We start from the raw sequence: 19828 nt of genomic DNA on the forward strand, positions 1-19828 counted from the left end.
CGAAAAGATGGGGCCACCGAATCAGGCGGCCTCGTGGGATCGTTCGATGCAGGACTGATCGAACTCCAGCGCGTCATTCATCGCCTTGGTCGGTTTCAGGCCCGCACGTTTCAGTTCGGAATGATAGGCGGCGAGAATATCCTGAGCGATACCCCCGAAGCGCGGATTTTGCGTGATCTCGTGGTACTGCTCGAAAAACTCCGGGCTGTGACCATGACCCGTGCTGTCCGAAGTGTCATGCACGTACTCGTGTGCCAGCAGATGGGCGATTTTCAGAACACCCCCGAAACCCCTGCGCATCCCCTTGAGAAACTCGCGCTCGATGGCGATGTACGTCCGCCCGTCCGTCCATGCCTCGGCGGTCTGGCTGACGCCGACATGGATGTCCCGCTTCTCCCGGGACTCCCCGGTCACCATACTGAACAGCGCCGGCAGGAAACGGGCATGACGCTCGATCGCTTTCAGGGCACACCGCTCGATCTTGGTTAGGTCCTTCTTGCGATCCAGCAGGTCATGCCCGGACTCGAACAGCGCCCGGTAGTCGTCAAACGGGTTGACCTTGCCCCTGAAGGGCTCCATCCCAAATGCCTTCATGTGATCCGTGTGTTCGGTGCGGCACAGCGCGTTGAACGCCTCGCAGACGGTATCGCACGAAGGCGAGCGCAGGCCCAGCATGGACAGCATCGACTGACTCAGGACAAACACATCGCCCCGTTCATGCGCGCGAACAGCCATGCGCTCGTCCTCGTGGCTCGTGATGAAGGTGATATCGTTCAGCTTCGTTACCCGGTCGATTCGGTGACGCTTGCCGGTGATGTCCTGTAGCAGCCGCAGCTTCGCGATTTCCGGATCATCGATCGTCCGCTCACCCGAGAGAATCTGCGACAGGAAGTATTCGCGTTCGAAATCGTTCAATCGGATCGCCTTCTTCGGCTTGAGGCCGACGGCCTCGTTGAGCGCCTTCTTGATCCGCTTCCAGACCTCGCACTTCGACTCCAGCACGGCATTGCGCGCCAGATTCACATCAAGGGCTCGCTTCGACAGCACCACCCCACCGGAGCCAAAGTCCCGCGAGTTGTACCGGCAGACCAGCACCCCGAGGTTGTACACGTCCAGCGTGCTGCTGTGATCGAGCCGGATGCAGGCGTCGTCCGTTTCAAGCGTCCACTTCTGGTCCTCCGGCGGACGATTCAGGCGCCGACCATTGAAGGTGATCGGAAGCGAGACATACAGAGCCATATCCGCCAGTGACCGCTCGGTCCGCTCCACGTCAGCCAGTGTCATGGGATCGTAGAAGCTGCCGCTGACCTGAAATCCGTCGACCGGATCGCGGTCCTCGAGAAGCTCGTACTCCAGCCCCCACTGCTTGATATCCACGTCCATCTGGTAGGTGCCGGTGCGCATACACGTTGGCGCGAAGGCCCATGCTTGCGCACGACCAGCACCGAAGCGGCCGAATGTCCTTCCGGCGTCCGCGTCGTGATCGAAGCCGAGCGTGCCGAGGCACGTTTCCACGTCGTGGATGCGCTGAATCCCCTTGCCGTTGTCCTCGACACGGAAGCCATGCCGGTCCATCTCGATGGTCATTTCCGTCGCGTGGGCGTCGACCGAATTCATCACGAACTCGAGCAGCGCCTTATCAAAGCTGCCGGCCTGGGAAACGATGGTGTGGTAGATCAGCTGCGAGCCGACCTCGATCTTGCGCTTTGCCATTTCACTTCTCCTTTTCGGCTTCGGGCCGATTCCGATGGGAGTTCCACTCTATCCTTGCAGTGAAGGACGTCAATTTCCGTGGCGACGCCCGTATGGATGTCGTTCCGGCAAACCGGGCCCGTGCAAAAAAAAGCCGCCGGCACAACACCGGCGGCAAAATGCGAAGGCGGTTACACCTTCGCGGGGGAGGCCACTCCGATATCCGGCACTGGGAGAGACGCAATCCGAGCCGGAGTAACGTGCGCGTAATTCGGATGACTGGAGTCGGCCGGAAGAATATGCACCTCGCTTCGGGCATTCTTGAAGCCGATGGAGTGAAGCTCCCGCTCCGCGCGAAGAACCTCTTCCTGGATTTCATCCTGGGTCGGCACCGCAGGAACAATCGTCGCGGCAACGAGGCGCTGAGGCACCACGGTGTCCGGGCTATCGGCCCGGCCGTGACCGTTCGACTGGAACAACGTGCAGACAGTCACCGAGCACTCATGGGATACGGGTGAGAGCATCAGCCCGATCGAAAGCGCGGCCTGGTCTGCATCGGCATGCGAGCAGTCGTGGTAGCAACCAAGAAAGAAGCGGATCAGTCCAACCCGTTGAGCTAGGGGCTGACAGGAAGGCATGGGGGGATCGCACGGGGCTTCGTCGTCGAGAATCTCGTCCAGAGATAAAGTCATCTACGCATCCTTGCGTCATGGGTGTCTACGTCCCCCCCCCCGTATATCGCACACCGGTGGGGTCGTTCAAATCCGCCCCGAACGGCGCACCCAATCAGAGAAAGTCCAGAAGCGTCAGCCAGACCCGCCGGTTCGGATTGGCGCCAGGACCCTGCACAACGGAGACCTGCGCCGTAGCCTTGCCCGAATGGCGATCGACCCGGACCGGACCGTGAAAGCGAACCCGAGCTCCGTTGATCAGGTCCATCTCGGCACCGCGACGAAGCCCCTTCTCCTCGACGAGATCCGCGGTTCGCGAATGGGCCCGAAACAACTCGAGGGCCTGAGCGAATTCTTTTCCCCGCTGCTCCTTCATGGCGCCTTTACGGGCCTCGTGTTCCTTCAGGACTCGGGACGCCTGAACGTTCAGATCGACGAAGGCCTCGCGCTCCAGCGGACGCAACAGCTGGCCAACGGGGCGGGATCCTTCAGTGCGAACGAGCCAGGCGACGTCGTCGATCTCTTGGTGTGCCCATTCCGCGCCGCAATCACAGCGCACCACGCCCTGGGCGGCCGGCAGTTCCAGTGCCAGCTCGGCGTTGCAGTCCGGACACAGCAGTGTCAGCCGACCAGCGGTAATATCGACCGCCGGCTTCGGCCCGATCAGAATCCGCTCGGCCCACCGCATAGTTCCGGCTTTCACCTCGGCGAGCGTGCGGGTCTCGGGGAGCTGACGGGCATCACGGATCCGTTCGACGGCCGACACCTGGATGGAAGGCAGTGGCTCCGGAAGCCAGCCCAGATCACCGCCGGCCGCATGCTGCAACGCCTGCGCTTCCGCAACGTAGTTCCCCGTCAGCGTTTCGACCAGACGGTCAAATGCCGCCTCCGACGTCTCGAACGCACCACCACTCAGCGTGCGGAGCTCACGGCCGCTCCCGGTCTCGGCCACCCAGCCCCGGTGCTCCGGTGCGTAGCGAATGCGTCCTCGATAACCGTCCGAGAACATCCTCATCTGACCACGCTCCAGGACATCCACCTCCCGGAGTGGCAAAGGAACCCAAAGGGCGAGCCCATGGTTGGGGTCCAGCGAGCGGATGTAGCGAATGGCCGCGGCTCGCGAGACCTCCTGGTCGGATGAGTCATTGGCGAGCTGATCCAGCGCGCTCTCGAGCTCATCGGGCTCGACGGGCCAGCGCGCCTCACCGCAAACCGCGAGCAGGTCCGCGTGTGCTGCGGCCCCGGGAAGGGAGCGCACGATCGTTACGGTAGGCGGCAGCGTCTCGCCGCCGTCGAGGTGACGCCGCATCCGCTGCGTGGTCTGAGCGGACGCCCAGGGGTACCAGCCGTCCGGGACGCGATCCGGATGGGCGAGTGCAATGGTCATCGGGGATTTCAGCATGATCTTCTTCCTGTGCCGGCTACGGGCCGGTTCCGTTGCCCTTGAGTGGGCGTTGTTGTGGTTTAGTGTCGTACCCGCTCGGGATCGTTCCGCGCGTCCAGCAGTGATATGACCGCACCGAGGCCCATCATAATGAACCCGAGCGGCGCGAATGCCCAGACGCTGATACCGCCGAACCAGAAAAATGTACCGCCGCCGGCCTCCCCCATTTGGATTGCCAGCAAGACCCCGGCCAGAAGAATAAGGGCCACGTAGCCCCCACCAACCCACTTCAGCAAAAGCGCCAGCGCCTGATGGTAGTCGGCAGCCTCTGAGAGGCCCCGAGACCCAGACCGGGATCCGGATGCCCCACTTGGATTGGGGGCAGGCGAGGCATCCGGATTGAGAATCGTGTCCTCGGGCCCAATCAGCGAGTCGGGAACCGCTCCGCGCACGACCAGGAGGCCCTCCTCTTGCCGCTCCGCGACTGCCAGGACCTCGGCCCCTGGGTTCTTTGTCAGCACAATGTGCCCAGCCTCTGCGCAGGTCGGCGCGAGCATCTCGCGGGTCTGCTTGCGCCCCCGGTGTTCGAAATAGACAACGTATTTGGACATGGTTTGGTCTTCCTCCTGAAAACCGGTGTTGGAATACATCGTCGACGGCATCAGCGCCGAGCTTTCACCTGTCATCCAGCCATACTCGAGAGGTGGCGTCGAATTCTGGAGGCACCCTGGCGAAGAAAGACCTGCGCCAGAAACGACGAGCGAGCGGCACCTGGTCAGGATGGGTTCTCGATCAGCGAGATATAGGTGACCTCGTTGGATGCATCGCGCCATCCGACAAGCAATCCAGACGGCGCCAGCGCAACCGCCTGAAGCGTGCAACCATCATCACTGGTGTCGTATTGCCATACGGTGGAGCCGTCAGGTCGCGTCTTGGCGAGCATCCCGCTGAGATAGTGATAGCGGAACGAGCTATCATCTTCGAAAACGAGTGGCGCCGGATAGTCCCCCGATATCTTGCTGATCTCACCGGAATCCAGGTCAACGTCCCACAGCGCAAACGACCCATCCTCGATCAGCACGACGCGACCGTCGCGGAGTAATTGGATGCTGTGGATATCAGGGGGCACGTCATCGTTCATCCAAATCGGATCCGGGTCGTCGGGGCGGTATCGGGAGACCGCGCGACTGTCCTTGACAGCAATCAGGTCACCACCCGGAAGCACCACATGCTCTGGCCGCCAGAACTCTTCCCAGTCCCGGTCATACCGGTGGAACGCCAAATCGAAAGACAGGTCATCGTGGAGTCGAAAGATTGAAGGCGAGGAGGCGCTTGAAGAGGAAATATGAATGCCGCCGTCCGGGTGTTGAGTGAGCTTCCCGATAGCGTTGGGAACGTTGTTATTCCGATCTACGATCTCGAGGGAGTTCCGATCGATCCGAAGGACGCGATCGGTACCACTATGAGAAGCCCCGATCAGACTCATCCTTGAGGTCAGTACGCCCAATCCTCGGCGCGTAGCGAATAAAACTATTCCCGAGGGACGATAGGGGGCAAGACGCCGGTCGTTCAAGCAGAAATCGAGCAGGCGAGCGTCACTTCGATATTTGACACACAGCCCAATGCGCGGATACTGGCGCAGGAAAACAGGCCGAAGGATCGGCACTTATCGTGGTCTCGGCCCCATGACCCACGACAGCCTCGAAGGAGCGAGTATGTCTGCTATCCCCGAAGCCGCCCGCCAGTACACCAGTGAATCGATACAGGTCCTCGAAGGCCTTGAACCGGTGCGCAAACGACCCGGTATGTACATCGGGGGCACCGACTCATCCGGCCTGCGCCACCTCCTCAATGAAATCCTCGATAACGCCGTGGATGAAGCCATCGCCGGGCATGGGGATGAGATCGAGGTCGTATTTCATCAGGACGGCTCTTATTCGGTGAACGACAACGGGCGCGGCATCCCGATCGACATGCATCGAGAGAAGGGGATGCATGCGGCGGCCCTGCTGGTCACCACACTCCATGCCGGTGGCAAGTTCGATAACGCAGCTTACAAAGTGTCCGGGGGGCTCCACGGCGTAGGGGCCGCAGTCACCAACGCCATGTCCACTCGCTTCGATATGGACATCCGGCGCGACGGCCAGCGGTATCAGCAGACCTTCACCGAAGGCGGCGCTCCGAGTGATCCCGAGATCAAACGGTACACCGGGTCCTACACCGGGACGCTGATCCGCTTCTGGCCCGATCTTGCGCGCTTTGACGAAGATGCGGAGATCGACTTCGACTTCATGGCCGACCGCATGAAGCGGACGGCGTACCTGGTCCCCGGGCTGCAATTATCGATTCGCGAAGAGGTGGCATCGGAGGGGGGCGACGAGCCCCGTCAGGCCGTGTTCCGGTTTGAGTCGTTCTCGCAGATCATCGAGGACCTGTCGGTTGATAGCGGGGACGCCATCTCGGAAATCATCGAGGCCGACAGCGCGGAACATATCGACGGCCAAGGTGAAATCGAGGTCGCGGTGGCGCTACGGTGGCACGAACGAAACCGGACCGTGCTGGCGGGATACGCGAACATCATCCCGACCGCGGACGGCACCCACATGACCGGCCTGCGCAAGGCCGTAACCCAAGCGGTCAACAACTACGCAGAAGCCAACAACCTGCTGCGCGGCAATCAGGAACTCAAAGGCGACGACATCCAGGCCGGCCTGATCGCCGCGGTCGCAGTACGGCTGGCGGACCCCTTGTTCCAGGGTCAGACGAAGGAAAAGCTGAAAAATGGGCCCGTGACCGGCGTTGTGTCGCGCGCCATCCGCGCAGCCCTCGATCATGCCTTCGAGGAAAACCCGAAGATGGCGCGCGCCATCGTCGAAAAAGCCAAGCTCGCACAGAAAGCGCGCGAAGCGGCCGATAAAGCGGCCGAAATGGTCGTCAACCGAAAGTCGGTGATCTCCGCGACCGCCCTGCCCGGCAAGCTGGCGGACTGCCAGGAGCAGGATCCTTCCAAGTCGGAGCTGTTCATCGTGGAAGGTGATTCGGCGGGCGGTTCGGCGAAGTCAGGTCGTGAGCGCGAGTACCAGGCCATTTTGCCGCTCAAGGGCAAGATCCTGAATACCTACCGCGCGGACCCGGCGAAGGTACTGAAGTCCGATGAAGTGAAGAACCTGATGCTTGCGCTGGGGTGTGGGCCGAAATCGCACTTCGATCTCGAGAAACTGCGCTACCACAGGATCGTGATCCTCGCGGACGCGGACTCCGACGGGCACCACATCGCCACGCTGGTCCTGACCTACTTCCATACCAACGCCCCTGAACTGATCGAGAGCGGCTATGTCTACATCGCGCTCCCGCCCTTGTATCGGGTGCGAAAAGGCAAGCAGTCAGCCTACCTGAAGGACGACCGGGAACTGGAGGCCTTTATGGCCCAGCAGAAGAACCCGGACAAATGGCAGGTCCAGCGGTTCAAGGGACTCGGGGAAATGAATGCCGAGCAGCTCTGGGAAGCGGCGATGGACCCGGAAACCCGGCGCATCGCTCGGGTCCAGTATTCCGAGCAGGGACGCGAGGGGGACAACGAGGTATTCGAGGTCCTGATGGGGGCGGAGGTGCCGCCACGGCGCGCATTCATCGAGGAGTACGCCGAAAAGGCGGTCATCGATGTCTGACGAGTATCGCGTCGAACGCTACGACGATGGCTGCATCGCTGTATTCGGCGAAAGCGTGCCCACCAGCGCCATCCCGGAGGTCATGCAGGACGTACACGGTACTGCACTCGATCTTGGACTACCGTCTCGCCAGCCGTCACGGGGCACTGGTGTTTTGTGGCCCCCAGGATGCACTCCAAAGGCGCTGGGAGATCCTGCGTTATACCCACTACGACGGGTCGCCCGCCCACCGCACCCTGATGTGGAATCGATCCGGCGAGACCGGACGTCCAAGCAGGGCCATCGCGTGGGCAACGTTGCGGGCCCCGGGGGAGCCCACGGAGGGCGTAGACCCAGGTAACGCCCTACTGCACCCGCACGATCCGGCGGAACTCCGCCTGTGCTTCCTACTGGGAAGCATCGTGCCGGAGACGCGCAAAGGCCTGAGCCGGCTGGCGGCGACCACGCTGCACTGGGCGGCCTTCGGTCGACATTGGGACGAGCTGCGCGCCGCACTCAAACCCGAGTGCCCCGCATGGCGGGCTTCCACCTGTGGGCACGCCCCGAAAACGCCGCGAAAAATCCTTGGCGTCATCCGGGAAGCCGAGGACGAAATCAAGACCTGGTCGCCAGACAAACAAGCAAGATCGGAGCAGAAGGAGCTGACCGAATGACTGAAGTAATCGACCCTGAAGCCGGTGCGTCGAACGCGCCGCTGGAACTGGAAATCGGGAACGTGATGCGGTCCTCCTTCGCGGACTATGCGATGTCCGTCATCACGGACCGTGCCCTGCCAGATGCCCGGGACGGCCTCAAGCCGGTCCATCGCCGCATCCTATATTCGATGCACCAGCTCGGTATCACACACATGGTGGCGCACAAGAAATCGGCGCGCGTCGTCGGGGATGTGCTGGGCAAATACCACCCGCACGGGGACTCCGCCTGCTACGATTCGGCCGTGCGCATGGCGCAGCACTGGGCGATGCGGCATCCGCTCATCGACGGCCAGGGCAACTTCGGCTCAATCGACGGCGACAATGCCGCGGCCATGCGCTACACCGAAATGCGCCTGTCGAAGCTGGGTACGCGTCTGTTCGCCGACATCCAGAAGAACACGGTCGACTTCCGCGACAACTTCGATGGCACGGAGCGCGAACCCGAGGTTCTCCCCCTCACCTACCCCAACCTGCTGGTCAACGGATCCGAGGGCATCGCGGTCGGTATGGCAACCTCGGTGCCGCCGCACAATCTCCGGGAAACCGCCGACGCCTTCTTGGCATGGCTCGACAACCCCGAAATCACCACGCGCGAGATCGCGCAGCACATGCCCGGCCCGGACTTCCCGACCGGGGGCATCCTGCACGACCTGGACGGATACATTCAGGCGCTCGATACCGGCCGCGGCGCCGTCAAGCTCCGCTCGCAATGGACGGTCGAAGACCGCCCGCGCGGGGGATCACGTCTGGTGATCGACCAAATCCCGTATGCGGTGAACAAGGCGAAGCTGGTGGAACAAATCGCCGAGCTGGTGCGTGAGAAGAAGATCGAAGGGGTTGCCGATCTGCGGGATGAATCCAACAAGAAAGGCATCCGCATCGTGCTCGAGATCAAGCGGGAGTTCGAGGCCGAGGCGATTGCGTTCCAACTGGTAACGATGACCCAGCTGGAAACCAGCGTACGCTACAACATCATGGCGCTGGTGGGGCAAACCCCTATGCAGCTTGGCGTACGCGACCTCTTTGAACACTTCCGAGCACATCGTATCGAGGTGATTCAGCGCCGCACCCAGTTCGACCTCGACCGGGCGCTGGATCGACTGCATATCCTCGAAGGCCTACTGATGGCGCTGGACCGTCTGGACGAGACGATTGCGACAATTCGTGCCAGCGCCGATGCCGACGAAGCGCGAGGCGGACTGATCGATCTGCTGGGGATCGACGTGACGCAGGCTCAGGCCATCCTCGATATGAAGCTCCAGAAGCTCACGGGCTTGCAGATCCAGGATATCCGGGACGAGCACGACCGACTGACCGCCGAGGTGGCAGATCTTCGGGACATTCTGGCCCGCAGTGAACGCCAGGTGGAGATCATGCGCACGGAGCTTCTGGATCTGTGCGACCAGCACGCGAATGAGCGCTGCACCGAGATCGACACCTCGCTCTCGAAGGTTTCCGCGGCCGATCTCATCCCCGAGGAAGACGTAATGTTGATCGGAACGCAGCAGGGATACCTCAAGCGCATCGCCGCCAAGGACATGAATCGTCAGAACCGGGGCACGAAGGGTCGCTCTATCATGTCGGTGGGTGAGGATGACCTGGTTACGACGTTTCACGCAGGGCATAGTCACGACACCCTGATTGCCCTGACCGATAGCGGTCAGGTCCATGCGATCAAGGCCTACGACATCCCTGATACCGGGCTGGGCAACAAGGGGCGGCACTACCGAAACGTGTTTGAAGGCGTCGAGGGGAACGTGGTCGCCATGCTGACGGTGGACGGCCTCGAGAGCGTGACCCATTCGCTCGTCATCTTCACCGCCCAGGGGCTCGTCAAGCGAACCCCATTGTCCGCGTACTCCAATGCGACGCGCCGAGGCGGGATTCAGGGAATATCACTTGTTGAGGGTGACTCAATTGTCTGCGCCCGTGTCTCGAAGGACGAGCCAAATGAGAGCGTGATCGTCGCGGCTGATAATGCAAAGGCAATCCGCTTCGGTATGGAAGAAGCCCGTGCGATTGGGCGTACCAGCCGGGGAGTTCGCGCAATGAACCTGTCAGAGGACGCCCGTGTCGTGGCCGGCGACATTATTCACGCCGATGATCTGGAGAAGGCGCACCTCATGGTGGTCTCCGAAAAAGGCCTCGGTAAAGCGACGCCGGCCAGCGAGTTCCGGTTACAATCCCGCGGCGGCAAGGGGGTCACCTCTTACACGCCGAACAAACGATCCGGTCCGGTGGTGGCCGCGACAGTGCTCTTCGAGGGCGCTGACGTGGTGCTGTTCAATGACCAGGGTGGTGCCAACCGGATTGCCGGCTCGGATGTGCCACACAACGGCCGCGCCACCACCGGTTCCGCCATCATCCGCAACGGATCGGTTCGCAACGTATTGGCGGTCCCGCCGCCGGTCGAAGAAGATCAGTAACCCGCAACGGGCGAGGCATCAAGTCTCGCCCGTCCATTCAGCAGAGAAAGAAAGGATTCGAGCATGACAACGAAGGAAAAATTCCGAGTAGGCGCATCGATTTCCGCAATTGGCGCCGGTGTGGTTGGCACCGTGATCGTGCTGAGCGCGGCCCAGGCGGAAAGCGAAACCACCCTCCCCGACTCCGTAGAACAAGCACTCGAACAGGCCGTCCCGCAGGCGGAGCCGGATGCAGTTCAGCCGGCCCCGATCGATGGGTTTTACGAAGCGCGCTTTGGCAACAACGTCCTCTACATCGATGAGCTGGGTGAGCACCTAATTCAGGGGCAAATCATGGAGATTGCGACCGGGAAGAACCTCACCGACCAAGTGCTCCAGGGCGAACGCAAGAGGGCGCTCGAGCAGCTTGAACAGCACGAATTGGCAACCTACGCGCCCGAGGGTGAGCCCAAAGGCCGAATCACCGTATTCACCGATCCGAACTGCCCCTACTGCCGGGAATTTCACGAGGAGGTCCCTAAATACCAGGCCGCGGGGATCGAGGTGCGCTATGCCATGTTCCCTGTGATTGGCGCGGAATCGCCCGAGATCATGGACGCCATCTGGTGCTCTTCGGATCAGAACACCGCAATGGATCGAGCCAAGGCTGGAGACAGTGTTGAGCCGCAAAATGAGGGATGTAGCACGCCACGCGAACAGCACATGGAACTGGGACAAGCAATGGGTGTCCGCGGGACACCGGCCATTCTCTTTGACAACGGAGAGAAGATCGATGGCTATCGCCCAGTGGGCGAAGTGATCGAAATGAAAGGGGCCGGGGAATCGTGATGGGGAGCGCACAAGCAATCAGCATGGAGGCGACCGATATGGCCATCGACGAAATTGTGGGTACCCTATGCCAGGGCATTAACCGAGGCGACGTTGAAATCCCGGCGATGCCGGATGTCGCGCTCGAAGTGCTTTTCCTCGCGCAGGATGAAAAAACCGAGCTGTCGGAAATCGTGGCCGTGATTGCACGCGATCCAGCAATCGCGGCGCATGTTGTTCGTCAGGCCAACAGCGCGGCGTTTCGGGCATTCCCGAGGGTGACAACCATCGAGGAGGCCGTCTCACGCGTCGGCCTACAACGCACCCAGAACACAGTAATGACAATGTGTTTACAGCAGGTGTTCTCCTGCGATGGCATGTCGCCACATGCCTGCGACCGGATTAGCAACATCTGGCACCACAGTCGGGAATGTGCGGTGGTCTCGTACCTACTGGCGCGTCAACACGCTCATCTGGACCCGAACACGGCGTTACTGGCGGGCCTGGTCCACGACATCGGGAAGATTCCGCTTCTGCGAGTGATGGGGCGGGAGTTCGACTGGGACTCGGATCCAGAAGCTGTGGATGAAGCCTTGAACCGCTCTCACGCCGATGTGGGTGAGGCGGTTTTGAGGCGGTGGAACTTCCCCTCGTCCGTGATCCGGGCCGTCAAGGAGCATGGAGACCTTGATCGCACGCCAGACCCTGCGGAGCCGGTCAATTACGTGGATGTGATCCAAGCCGCCAATGTTGAGTGCTTCCTTTCAACGCCGAGCGGGAAAAAATGGGCGGACCGTCGAAAGATCCCAGCCGTGCAGCGTGTGGATAGCGGGTTTGACTCGACTGGTCTGCGGTGGGATCTCGACAAGCGTGGGATCCGGATGGTCAACAGTATTTTCGGGGACGCCGAAACGTAAGTGGGAGACACCCAGGGGTCCCCAACGATCCCTGGGCGTCCAACGTCTGGTCTCTAACGACGTGCCCAGGGCTGCTCGTGCTCCAAGTGAAGCAGGAGGACCTGGCGAAATGCATCCGAATTGGTGTCTAGCGCGCGGCCTCCCTGCCCCTCCATCAGGCTCTCACCATACGGCGAGGCTAGAAAGCCCTCTATTAGCTGTTTCCTCTGAGCAGGCGTAAGGGAATCCAGATAGCGAGCCGCAAAGATACGGGTTTCATCCATTTCTTCTACTCCGCTCTGTCGATCCTGCGTGACCAGCGGAGGTGTTGCGCCCACCTGTGTACGCGCATAATCCTTGCGGATCGCGGACACGTAAAAGCCCGGGCCATCCGTGCCGCCCTGGGCCGCTTGTTCGTCGGAATAACGCAGGTTGCCGATTACCTGCTTCGTTGGATGCTTGTCGACCAGATCCTGTGCCACCCGCTCATGGACACCCCGGTCGGTTAAAGCCGCCACAAGGTCTTCGGCCGAGGCATCTGGGCCGAGGACTTCCTGCGAAATCGAACCGAGTGGGACGCGATCACGGGCCTTGCGCGCGATTCGGACCGTGATAGAAACCACCGCGTTACGGCGGCGGGTTTGGTCCACCTGTTCGACCTCGATGTCGCCATTCTCGGAGATGTCACGGTGCGCGGGTTCTAGCACCCGCGCCCGCAGGTGCTTGTACTGTCCGTACGAGGCGCTTGATAGACAGAGGAGCTCACAATAGGTATCGACCGCCACATCCAGACGGATCGAGTGGAGATGTGCCGGTAAGGCGGCGAGATAGAACTCATGGAGAGCGATTGCATGCTTATTGCTGAGTCGATTCTGACTCTCCAGCGACAGGCGAGTATAGATTGCGGGGTCCGCCAGGAGCCGCGCCATGTTGGGGCCGAAGCTGTAGTAGCAGATGTCGGGGTCATCGCGCCCGATCCCGATCTCGGCCAGGAGATACCCCTGCATGGCGACCCACTGGTCCTGGTTCTTCTTGTCCTTCCCCAGGATGTTGAACTTAACCGGCTTTGTGTGAAGCGCCTCGATGGAACGGACCAGGTGGGCGCGGTTGCGCGAACGATATTCCAGACGCTGCGCAAGGTGCGAAAGGTTGATGGAATGCTGGTCATGGGATCGAAGGTGCGGTTGGGCATGGCGCAGCAGGACGTTGTAGATCCGCCGCTCGAGCCCAGTAAGCGGCGCACTGACGTGGATGACACCGGTGTGCTTGTACAGGATCGAAAGATCCTGCGTGTCACTTCGATCCGGGCGCATTAGATAGCCCTCATGGGTAATCTAAGTTACTGAAAACAAATGCACAAAAACCGTGACCGGGCTGCTCAAAAACTGTGACCGGTCGCCGTCGAAGAGATCGAAAAGGAAGCGCAGAAGCCAGAAAAATCGCGGCCCAAACAATCACTTACCGTCCCCCTCAAAAGTAGCCCTGACGGCACTCCATCGCGCACAAAAACTGTGACCGGCCAACACAAAAACTGTGACCGATCTGCACAAGCATGGTGACCGGGTCGCACAAAAACCGTTACCCGCTGCACAAATCTGTTGACCTGGAACGGCATAAGTCATTGAAGATCCTGCCATTGTTTGTCTTGCAAACAGATGTATCCTTGTTTGTGTATTAAACACTACCTACACAGTAAGCACACGTCGAGACGGTGAAACACCGTAGGTGCATCTTCGGTGGCCCGCTAGGGCAAAAAAGACTTGCACGGGGAAACTGCCTCGGATAGTTTTTGCATCATGCACGCTGTATAGCGGAAGACGGGCGCGCTCGCAACCCGTTGTACGAGCGGATCACGACCCGCCAAGGACCTGGCGGGCATGACGACAGAAGGAGGCACCACATGGTGCAGAAAGATAGCCAGACTCGAGTGCTGACCGTGGGCAATCAGAAAGGGGGCGTTGGAAAGACGTTCTTGAGCAAGCACATTGCCGAATACGCCGCCATCGAGCGAGGGATGAAGGTGCTGCTGATCGACCTCGATCCGCAAACCAACCTCAGTCATCGTTTTATCGATATGGCGCCGGACGCAGATGATCCCAACGAGTATGCCCCGCCGGTACACCCGGACTATGACCCCAATGACGAGGACTGGTCAGCGATCGAGGGCAGATCAGATGCAAGCCATATTTGGAAATACGGGTTTGCCATGGCCTACCCCACAGAACACGAGAACCTGGAGATCATGCCTGGGCATAGCGCAAATCTTCAGGACATCGAGTTCGTGAAGAAGGAAGAGGTCTATGACACGGTCATCCACTGGCTCCGAAAGTTTCTGATGCTGGACGAAATCCAGAGCACCTATGACCTGATTGTGTTGGACACACGTCCCTCCCGGGGGCCGCTCGTGCAAGCGGCCGCGAATGCGAGCACGCACATGCTGATGCCGACAGAGATGGAGTCACCTTCGATCGATGGGATCCGCGGCATGCTGACTGTGAGGACCAATGCCAATCTTCAACGGCCTGAATCGGACCAGCTCGACCTCGTGGGCATCCTCGTGAACAAGTTCAAGAAGAACACGATCCTGCATCGATCCGTTTACGAACAGCTACTGGAAGACCCTGACCTGGGACCATTGATGCTACCGGAACGCATCGACGACTGGGTCCGATACAAGGAGCTCATGTGGCCGAAAGCGCGCTCGGTTTTCCTGAGAAAGGACTACCCAAAAGAGCGCGACCAGATCGAGAAGGCCTGCGGAATGATCATCGACCGGATCTTTGAGGGGTAACCGAGATGGCAGAGTCACGATCAGCGAAGAATAAGCGCCGATTCTCCCTGTCTTCGACTTCGGCCGGCGAAACCCGCTCGGTAGGCGAAGGGGTTGCGCGCGAGTTGGCGCAATCAGAGCACATCGGCGAAGGAGACCTTCAATCGATTCGGATGGATCGGATTCGCCCGAGCGAGCTGAATCCTCGCAAGTTGCCTGTGGATGCCACTTGGATCCAGGAACTGGCCGACCGCGCTCGACGCGAGGCAGGGAAAGGACCCGGGGAGCCCGCGGACGACGAGGTGCTCGAGCAGCTGGATTCAGCGATAGCGGCGCAGAGTGATGTGCGCGTGCGCACATCACTGGAATCGCTAATGCTCCTCGCGCGATCAATCCACAACGACCGTCTGATTTCACCGGTAACGGTGCGATTTGTCGAGGGCCGAGGTTATGAGCTCATCGCAGGGGAGCGGAGGTATCTCGCGCATCTTCTGTTGGGGCGAAAGAATATCCGCGCCCTACTCCGTCGCGTCGACACCGGGAACCCGGCCGATGCCCTAAAGAGCGAAATTACGTCGTTGATGGAGAACATCGCGCGGGAAGATCTATCGATTGCGGAGCAGATCAACGCAATTGATCGGATTGTGCAGGCGAAGCAGAAGATGGAGCCTGACTGGATTCTCAATGGCGTGAATCTCATGCGACTTCTGCATCTCCCCCGGCGCACGGCCTACCGTTATGTCGAAGCCCTGACCGCTCCCTCGGAGGTGCGCGCACGCATTGACGATGGGACCCTGGATTCGTTCCGTTCGATCGAGGAGGCAAACCGGGAGCACCAAACTGCGGAGAAAGCGGGGGCCACGGGCATCGAGTCGCAAAAAACAAGCGGAGGGGTAGCCAAGAAGACGGTGCAGCGTGTATCGATTCGGTTGGATGAAGGCGATCTGAGAAACCTGCAAGAGTTGGCGGTGCGAGCTCTGGGCAACGACGAGGTAGCCCGTTTGGGAGTCGATAATGTCGATTGGTCGGATGCCAAGGCGGCACGGGAAGCAGTCAGTCGCCTTCTCGATGCGGTCCGAAGCGAGGGCGAATAATGAAGGCGAAGATGGATGTCCCGGCCAGTGAGGTGTTTGGCGGGCGCAAGGCTTCGCGAGAGGCAGTTCAGATCAGCGTCAACGTACCCAAGATGGCGCAGCAGGGAATGCGAATCGATATGACCACGCGCGGGTACGGGCTGAAGGAAAAGAGCCGCTGGATGGAGAACACCTTTCGGGCGTTCACTGACCAAGAGTATTGGGGTGGTGTGCGGGGTGAGGCAGGCTGGCGCCGAGTCGTTGTGGATTCCGAGTGCATTCGTGTCATCGAGCCGGTCAAAGAATGGTTCAAGCTCGAGCCAATCGTGATCGAAGATGCCCTCGCCTGTGCGATCGAGTGCTCGTACTACGGCTTACAACAGGAACCGCGCTTGGTCCTCGATCTCAGCGCGTCATCGGTGTTGCGGACAGCGATACTGTGGCGAATCGGACAGGTGGGCCCTGGTAAAAAGGCTCGATAGTCGTGAGCACAAACCACTGAAGCCGCCCTCGATGGCGGCTTTTTTGTGCGCGTGCGCCCGGGGGTATGGCGACGCGGTAACTCAGCACCCCCTACCCTTTTTCGTAGAACAATCAGACGGTCCCGCCTCGCCAGGGCGGAGAGGACGCCCGCCGTGCGGTGTCGTGCGAAGACTGTACACAGGACAATGATCGAAACGAGACGCATTACGGGAACGTGAGAGGGCTTAGCCGAGACAGTCCACAGAGGCGCGGGCGGGCGCGTACGATCGCGACCCAGGGCGGAGTGGGAAGCCGGCCTCTGTAAAAAGGCGCCGGTCAATGCGCGTGCGCCCATCGCCACCGATAACCGCCAACGCCCGGACCGCCCTACTCTGTGTATTGGGGCCAGATCACACTTATCGCCGTTGAAGGGGTGTATGCCTTGTCAATGAGGTCGTAGGTGCCTAGATGGACCGTCGGCAAGCATCGCGGCTTCGTGCCTTCACGGTCCTGCGGCCACCCAAGGGGATCATGTGCGCATGCGCACATGCCTTCGCCGGGGATTGGAAAGAGCCTTGAGTCCTGAGTGGGGGAAAGGCAACGCCGGGTTCGGGGCGTGAATTGACGTGTGCAGTGCCAATATGGACGGTCGTAGATCTAAAAGTGCGCACGCGCACTTTGCTGAATGAGAACCATTCCGGGTTGATGTAGGCCGCAAAAGCCCCTGTACTGGAACGCCGTCCGACCGAACTCTGCGCGCCAAGGGGTTCGCGTGCGCACATAAGGCTACGAGACCGACGAAAGCGGGCTCAAAAGGAAAGCTGCATGAAGGGAATACCAGGGCCAACACAGACCATTGCGCGCAACGTCGTGCAGAGCTCTGGACATATACCCGGTGAATTCGGGGTCCGGCTGGATTTAATTGGGGCAGGCCCGCCAGGCATGAGGTGCGAATGATTACCATTCCGAAAAGTGCGCGTGCGCACTTCTCTACCTCTAGCCGATTCGATGGGATATGGGGCGCCCGTTTGTTCGCTATCCCCCCATGTTGGGATCCGCCGCAATGCGCCTTAACGGGCAGTTCTCCCGGGTGTGCCTGCGCGCACTGTCCGGGGTACGAGAATGAATGAGGGGGGCGGCTCCGGGTGACAACAGAAAGGGGGCGGATGATAAGCCCACCCCCCCCTTATTTTTACGCGAAGCCCGCCCGCTGGCCCAATTAACTACTGATCGTAGTCCCTGATCTTTTTGATGAACTCCTGGTGCGATTCGTTTGCTTAGCGCGCTCTCTGACTGGTAGGCCAGTCTTTCGGTCTGCTTGTTGGCAATGCGAGCGCGCTCCGCCTTAACGAACCCGGGGCCGGCCGCCGGGACGGCGGTTGCTAGCGTCCCGTGCACGATTTCAACGTCACCGGGCTAGTCGGTGAAATGGTACAGGGGGACCAGCTAATAGGCCGCCAGGTCTTCCTCGGGCTGGCCTTCATTTTTCAGTCATCCAATCGATTCTGCCTAGGCCTGCCAGAAAGCACCGCCTGATGTGGTGTCGAGCTCGGGGCCTACGCCCTAATCGGCGGACCCGGCAAGTCGACCCGCCAGGGTAGAGCCAGCGGTCATCGTTATCTTCCCCGTGGTCATACGTCCTCGCCTTGTGTGAGCCAGATTAGATTACTGAGACGTCGAGCGTTGTCGATATTCCGCCGGGACCGGGCCTTATAGGACGGCGTGTGCGCACGCGCACTATCGCTCGCCCGCTGGAGCCGTGCGCTCGCCCGGAGGGTGTGTGCGGCGATGGCGCGGCGGAACAAGAGAGTGGGGCGCGTAGGTCTGGCGTGGCGGGGCACTCGGGCAAGAGAGACAGCGCCGCTGAGAAGCCGAACCAAAAGGTCTCGCCCTATAGACGCGCTCTCAAGTCTCTCGCGGCGGGAACAACCAGAAGGAAGGTCGGCGCAAGGCCACCCAAGAGAAAAGCCGTCAGAGCGGCTCTCATGAGGGCAAATTTTGACCAGATTGACCTAATGATCGCGCCATTCGAGATCGCGCTGATCAAGTGCGTCCATGAGGCGTGAGAGTTCGGGTGTGGTGTAGCCTTGGGTCGTGCGAATGTCGGAATGCCGCATCAGGTCAGCCGCGACCCTCATATCGACACCGCTTTCGAGTATGTCGGTGGCGGCCGTGTGCCGAAGTGCGTGCGCGCTCGCTCGGCTGAGGCGCTCGGCAGCCTCCGGATCGCCGTCGTCGTATGCCTGCTGCGCGGCCGAGTCCAGCGTTTGCCGGACAATACGGTCGAGCCCTTGACGGGTGAGCGGCCGATTGCGGTTGGTATCGGTGGAGCGGGGCACCAACGGCGTCGTCTCCCCGTCGACGGGAAACGCGGGAATCCCGATGGATTTTCGAAACCGAACCATCTCATCGACGACAGGGGAGGGGAGGGGGAGCTGGGCGAACTTTCCGCCTTTGCCCGCGATGGACCAGATCCACAGGTCGCGATCGCCTACCGCTTCCCGGTGGATGTCCCCGAACGAGCCCCGCAGGTCGCTGATTCGTGGCCCCAGTGCGTACATCAGTGTCAGCATCCAGCGAGCCCGAGCCTTCTCAAATTGAGCCTGCGGCGTCTTTTCCGGCCAGTTATTCACCGCAGACTGAAGACGGATCCACAACCTTCGACCCAGCGCGCGCCGTCGGGGTGCCCGGGCGCGCTGGACCGCAACCGACTCGTTGTGCGCGTGCGCACAGATGTTGATGAGTGCGAGAGGGTTTCCAATCAGGTACCCGGCCTGAGCAAGAAAGCTCAGCAGGTCCCGGATGACGCGCAAGGCGTACTCCTGGCTCTGGGCGGTCAGATCGCCATAGAACGGGCGCCACCCCGGAGCGCCCAGAGCCCACTTGCGCCCTCCGTCGGCTACCCAGCGGTCCCGCGGTTGCGGGTCGCCCAGGAAACGTTGGTAGGCCCGGTAGTCCTGAGTCCCCAGATCACTTAGAGCCTTCCCCCTTAGTTCGGCGGCCCACAGTAGCAGGCGAGAAACCTCGCGCCGATAGGCGGCAAGCGTGGAAGGGGAGGCCGATCCCTTGCGGTCCAACCATGCGGCCACGGCCTCACGGTCCGTGTTGGCCTCGAGAAGGCATGCCTCAGTCGGCGCGCGGTACCGGCCCCGCACTCCATTGGGGATTGCGGGCCAACCCTCGGGGTGACCCCAAGGGAGGAGGTAGCCATCCGTCGCCCCTACCGGCGCTGCCGCTGGAGATGTTTCACGGATTTCTGGGTGTGAATCGTTCACGGATTGAAG

At 60.8% G+C, this 19828-nt stretch carries 15 protein-coding genes; 8 read left to right on the forward strand and 7 right to left on the reverse strand.

What is annotated here, in order from left to right; translation table 11 throughout:
• Positions 1 to 21 precede the first annotated feature (21 nt).
• From TK90_RS13875 to TK90_RS13895, 5 genes are all read right to left on the reverse strand, one after another.
• Positions 22 to 1713, reverse strand: coding sequence for an ATP-binding protein (locus TK90_RS13875; protein ID WP_013006613.1), 1692 nt, complete (start codon positions 1711 to 1713; stop codon positions 22 to 24).
• A gap of 170 nt (positions 1714 to 1883) precedes the next feature.
• A complete protein-coding gene (locus tag TK90_RS13880; RefSeq protein ID WP_013006614.1) occupies positions 1884 to 2384 on the reverse strand; it encodes a hypothetical protein in 501 nt (166 codons plus the stop codon).
• Positions 2385 to 2478: 94 nt separating this feature from the next.
• Complete coding sequence (locus TK90_RS13885) at positions 2479 to 3765, reverse strand: hypothetical protein (RefSeq protein ID WP_013006615.1); 1287 nt, start codon at positions 3763 to 3765, stop codon at positions 2479 to 2481.
• 62 nt (positions 3766 to 3827) lie between these two features.
• On the reverse strand, positions 3828 to 4433 hold the full coding sequence (locus TK90_RS13890; protein WP_013006616.1) for a hypothetical protein: 606 nt from the start codon (positions 4431 to 4433) through the stop codon (positions 3828 to 3830).
• Positions 4434 to 4522: 89 nt separating this feature from the next.
• Positions 4523 to 5233 (reverse strand): hypothetical protein, encoded by a 711-nt coding sequence (locus TK90_RS13895; RefSeq protein WP_013006617.1) that lies wholly within the window; start codon positions 5231 to 5233, stop codon positions 4523 to 4525.
• Positions 5234 to 5432: 199 nt separating this feature from the next.
• Between TK90_RS13895 and TK90_RS13900 the strand changes: the two genes are divergently transcribed.
• From TK90_RS13900 to TK90_RS13920, 5 genes are all read left to right on the forward strand, one after another.
• The gene (locus TK90_RS13900; protein WP_244406405.1) at positions 5433 to 7415 is read left to right on the forward strand and encodes a type IIA DNA topoisomerase subunit B; all 1983 of its coding nucleotides are present in this window, start codon (positions 5433 to 5435) and stop codon (positions 7413 to 7415) included.
• Between the two features lie 401 nt (positions 7416 to 7816).
• On the forward strand, positions 7817 to 8068 hold the full coding sequence (locus tag TK90_RS15195) for a hypothetical protein (protein WP_148216269.1): 252 nt from the start codon (positions 7817 to 7819) through the stop codon (positions 8066 to 8068).
• Positions 8065 to 10536 carry a DNA gyrase subunit A gene (gene gyrA / locus TK90_RS13910; protein WP_013006620.1) on the forward strand — a complete coding sequence of 824 codons (2472 nt, stop codon included), beginning with the start codon at positions 8065 to 8067 and terminating at the stop codon, positions 10534 to 10536. Before TK90_RS15195 ends, gyrA begins: the two co-directional genes overlap by 4 nt.
• Positions 10537 to 10599: 63 nt before the next feature.
• Complete coding sequence (locus TK90_RS13915; RefSeq protein ID WP_013006621.1) at positions 10600 to 11364, forward strand: DsbC family protein; 765 nt, start codon at positions 10600 to 10602, stop codon at positions 11362 to 11364.
• A gap of 38 nt (positions 11365 to 11402) precedes the next feature.
• On the forward strand, positions 11403 to 12260 hold the full coding sequence (locus tag TK90_RS13920; protein ID WP_013006622.1) for an HDOD domain-containing protein: 858 nt from the start codon (positions 11403 to 11405) through the stop codon (positions 12258 to 12260).
• 53 nt (positions 12261 to 12313) lie between these two features.
• Here TK90_RS13920 and TK90_RS13925 read toward each other — a convergent pair whose 3' ends face one another.
• Positions 12314 to 13552: a replication initiation protein gene (locus TK90_RS13925; protein ID WP_013006623.1), complete on the reverse strand. Its 1239-nt coding sequence runs from the start codon at positions 13550 to 13552 to the stop codon at positions 12314 to 12316.
• A gap of 587 nt (positions 13553 to 14139) precedes the next feature.
• Between TK90_RS13925 and TK90_RS13930 the strand changes: the two genes are divergently transcribed.
• Genes TK90_RS13930 through TK90_RS13940 form a run of 3 tightly spaced genes read left to right on the forward strand, consistent with a single transcriptional unit; the run spans position 14140 to position 16564 of the window.
• The gene (locus TK90_RS13930; protein WP_013006624.1) at positions 14140 to 15030 is read left to right on the forward strand and encodes a ParA family protein; all 891 of its coding nucleotides are present in this window, start codon (positions 14140 to 14142) and stop codon (positions 15028 to 15030) included.
• Between the two features lie 5 nt (positions 15031 to 15035).
• Positions 15036 to 16103: a ParB N-terminal domain-containing protein gene (locus tag TK90_RS13935; protein WP_013006625.1), complete on the forward strand. Its 1068-nt coding sequence runs from the start codon at positions 15036 to 15038 to the stop codon at positions 16101 to 16103.
• Positions 16103 to 16564, forward strand: a complete 462-nt coding sequence (locus TK90_RS13940) for a hypothetical protein (protein ID WP_013006626.1) — start codon at positions 16103 to 16105, stop codon at positions 16562 to 16564. The genes TK90_RS13935 and TK90_RS13940 overlap by 1 nt, the downstream gene beginning before the upstream one ends.
• 1992 nt (positions 16565 to 18556) lie before the next feature.
• Here the strand turns inward: TK90_RS13940 and TK90_RS13945 are convergent.
• Positions 18557 to 19357 (reverse strand): tyrosine-type recombinase/integrase, encoded by an 801-nt coding sequence (locus tag TK90_RS13945; RefSeq protein ID WP_244406406.1) that lies wholly within the window; start codon positions 19355 to 19357, stop codon positions 18557 to 18559.
• Between the last annotated feature and the right edge of the window lie 471 nt (positions 19358 to 19828).

Origin of the sequence: Thioalkalivibrio sp. K90mix (genome assembly GCF_000025545.1) — a bacterium.
Lineage (GTDB): Bacteria > Pseudomonadota > Gammaproteobacteria > Ectothiorhodospirales > Ectothiorhodospiraceae > Thioalkalivibrio.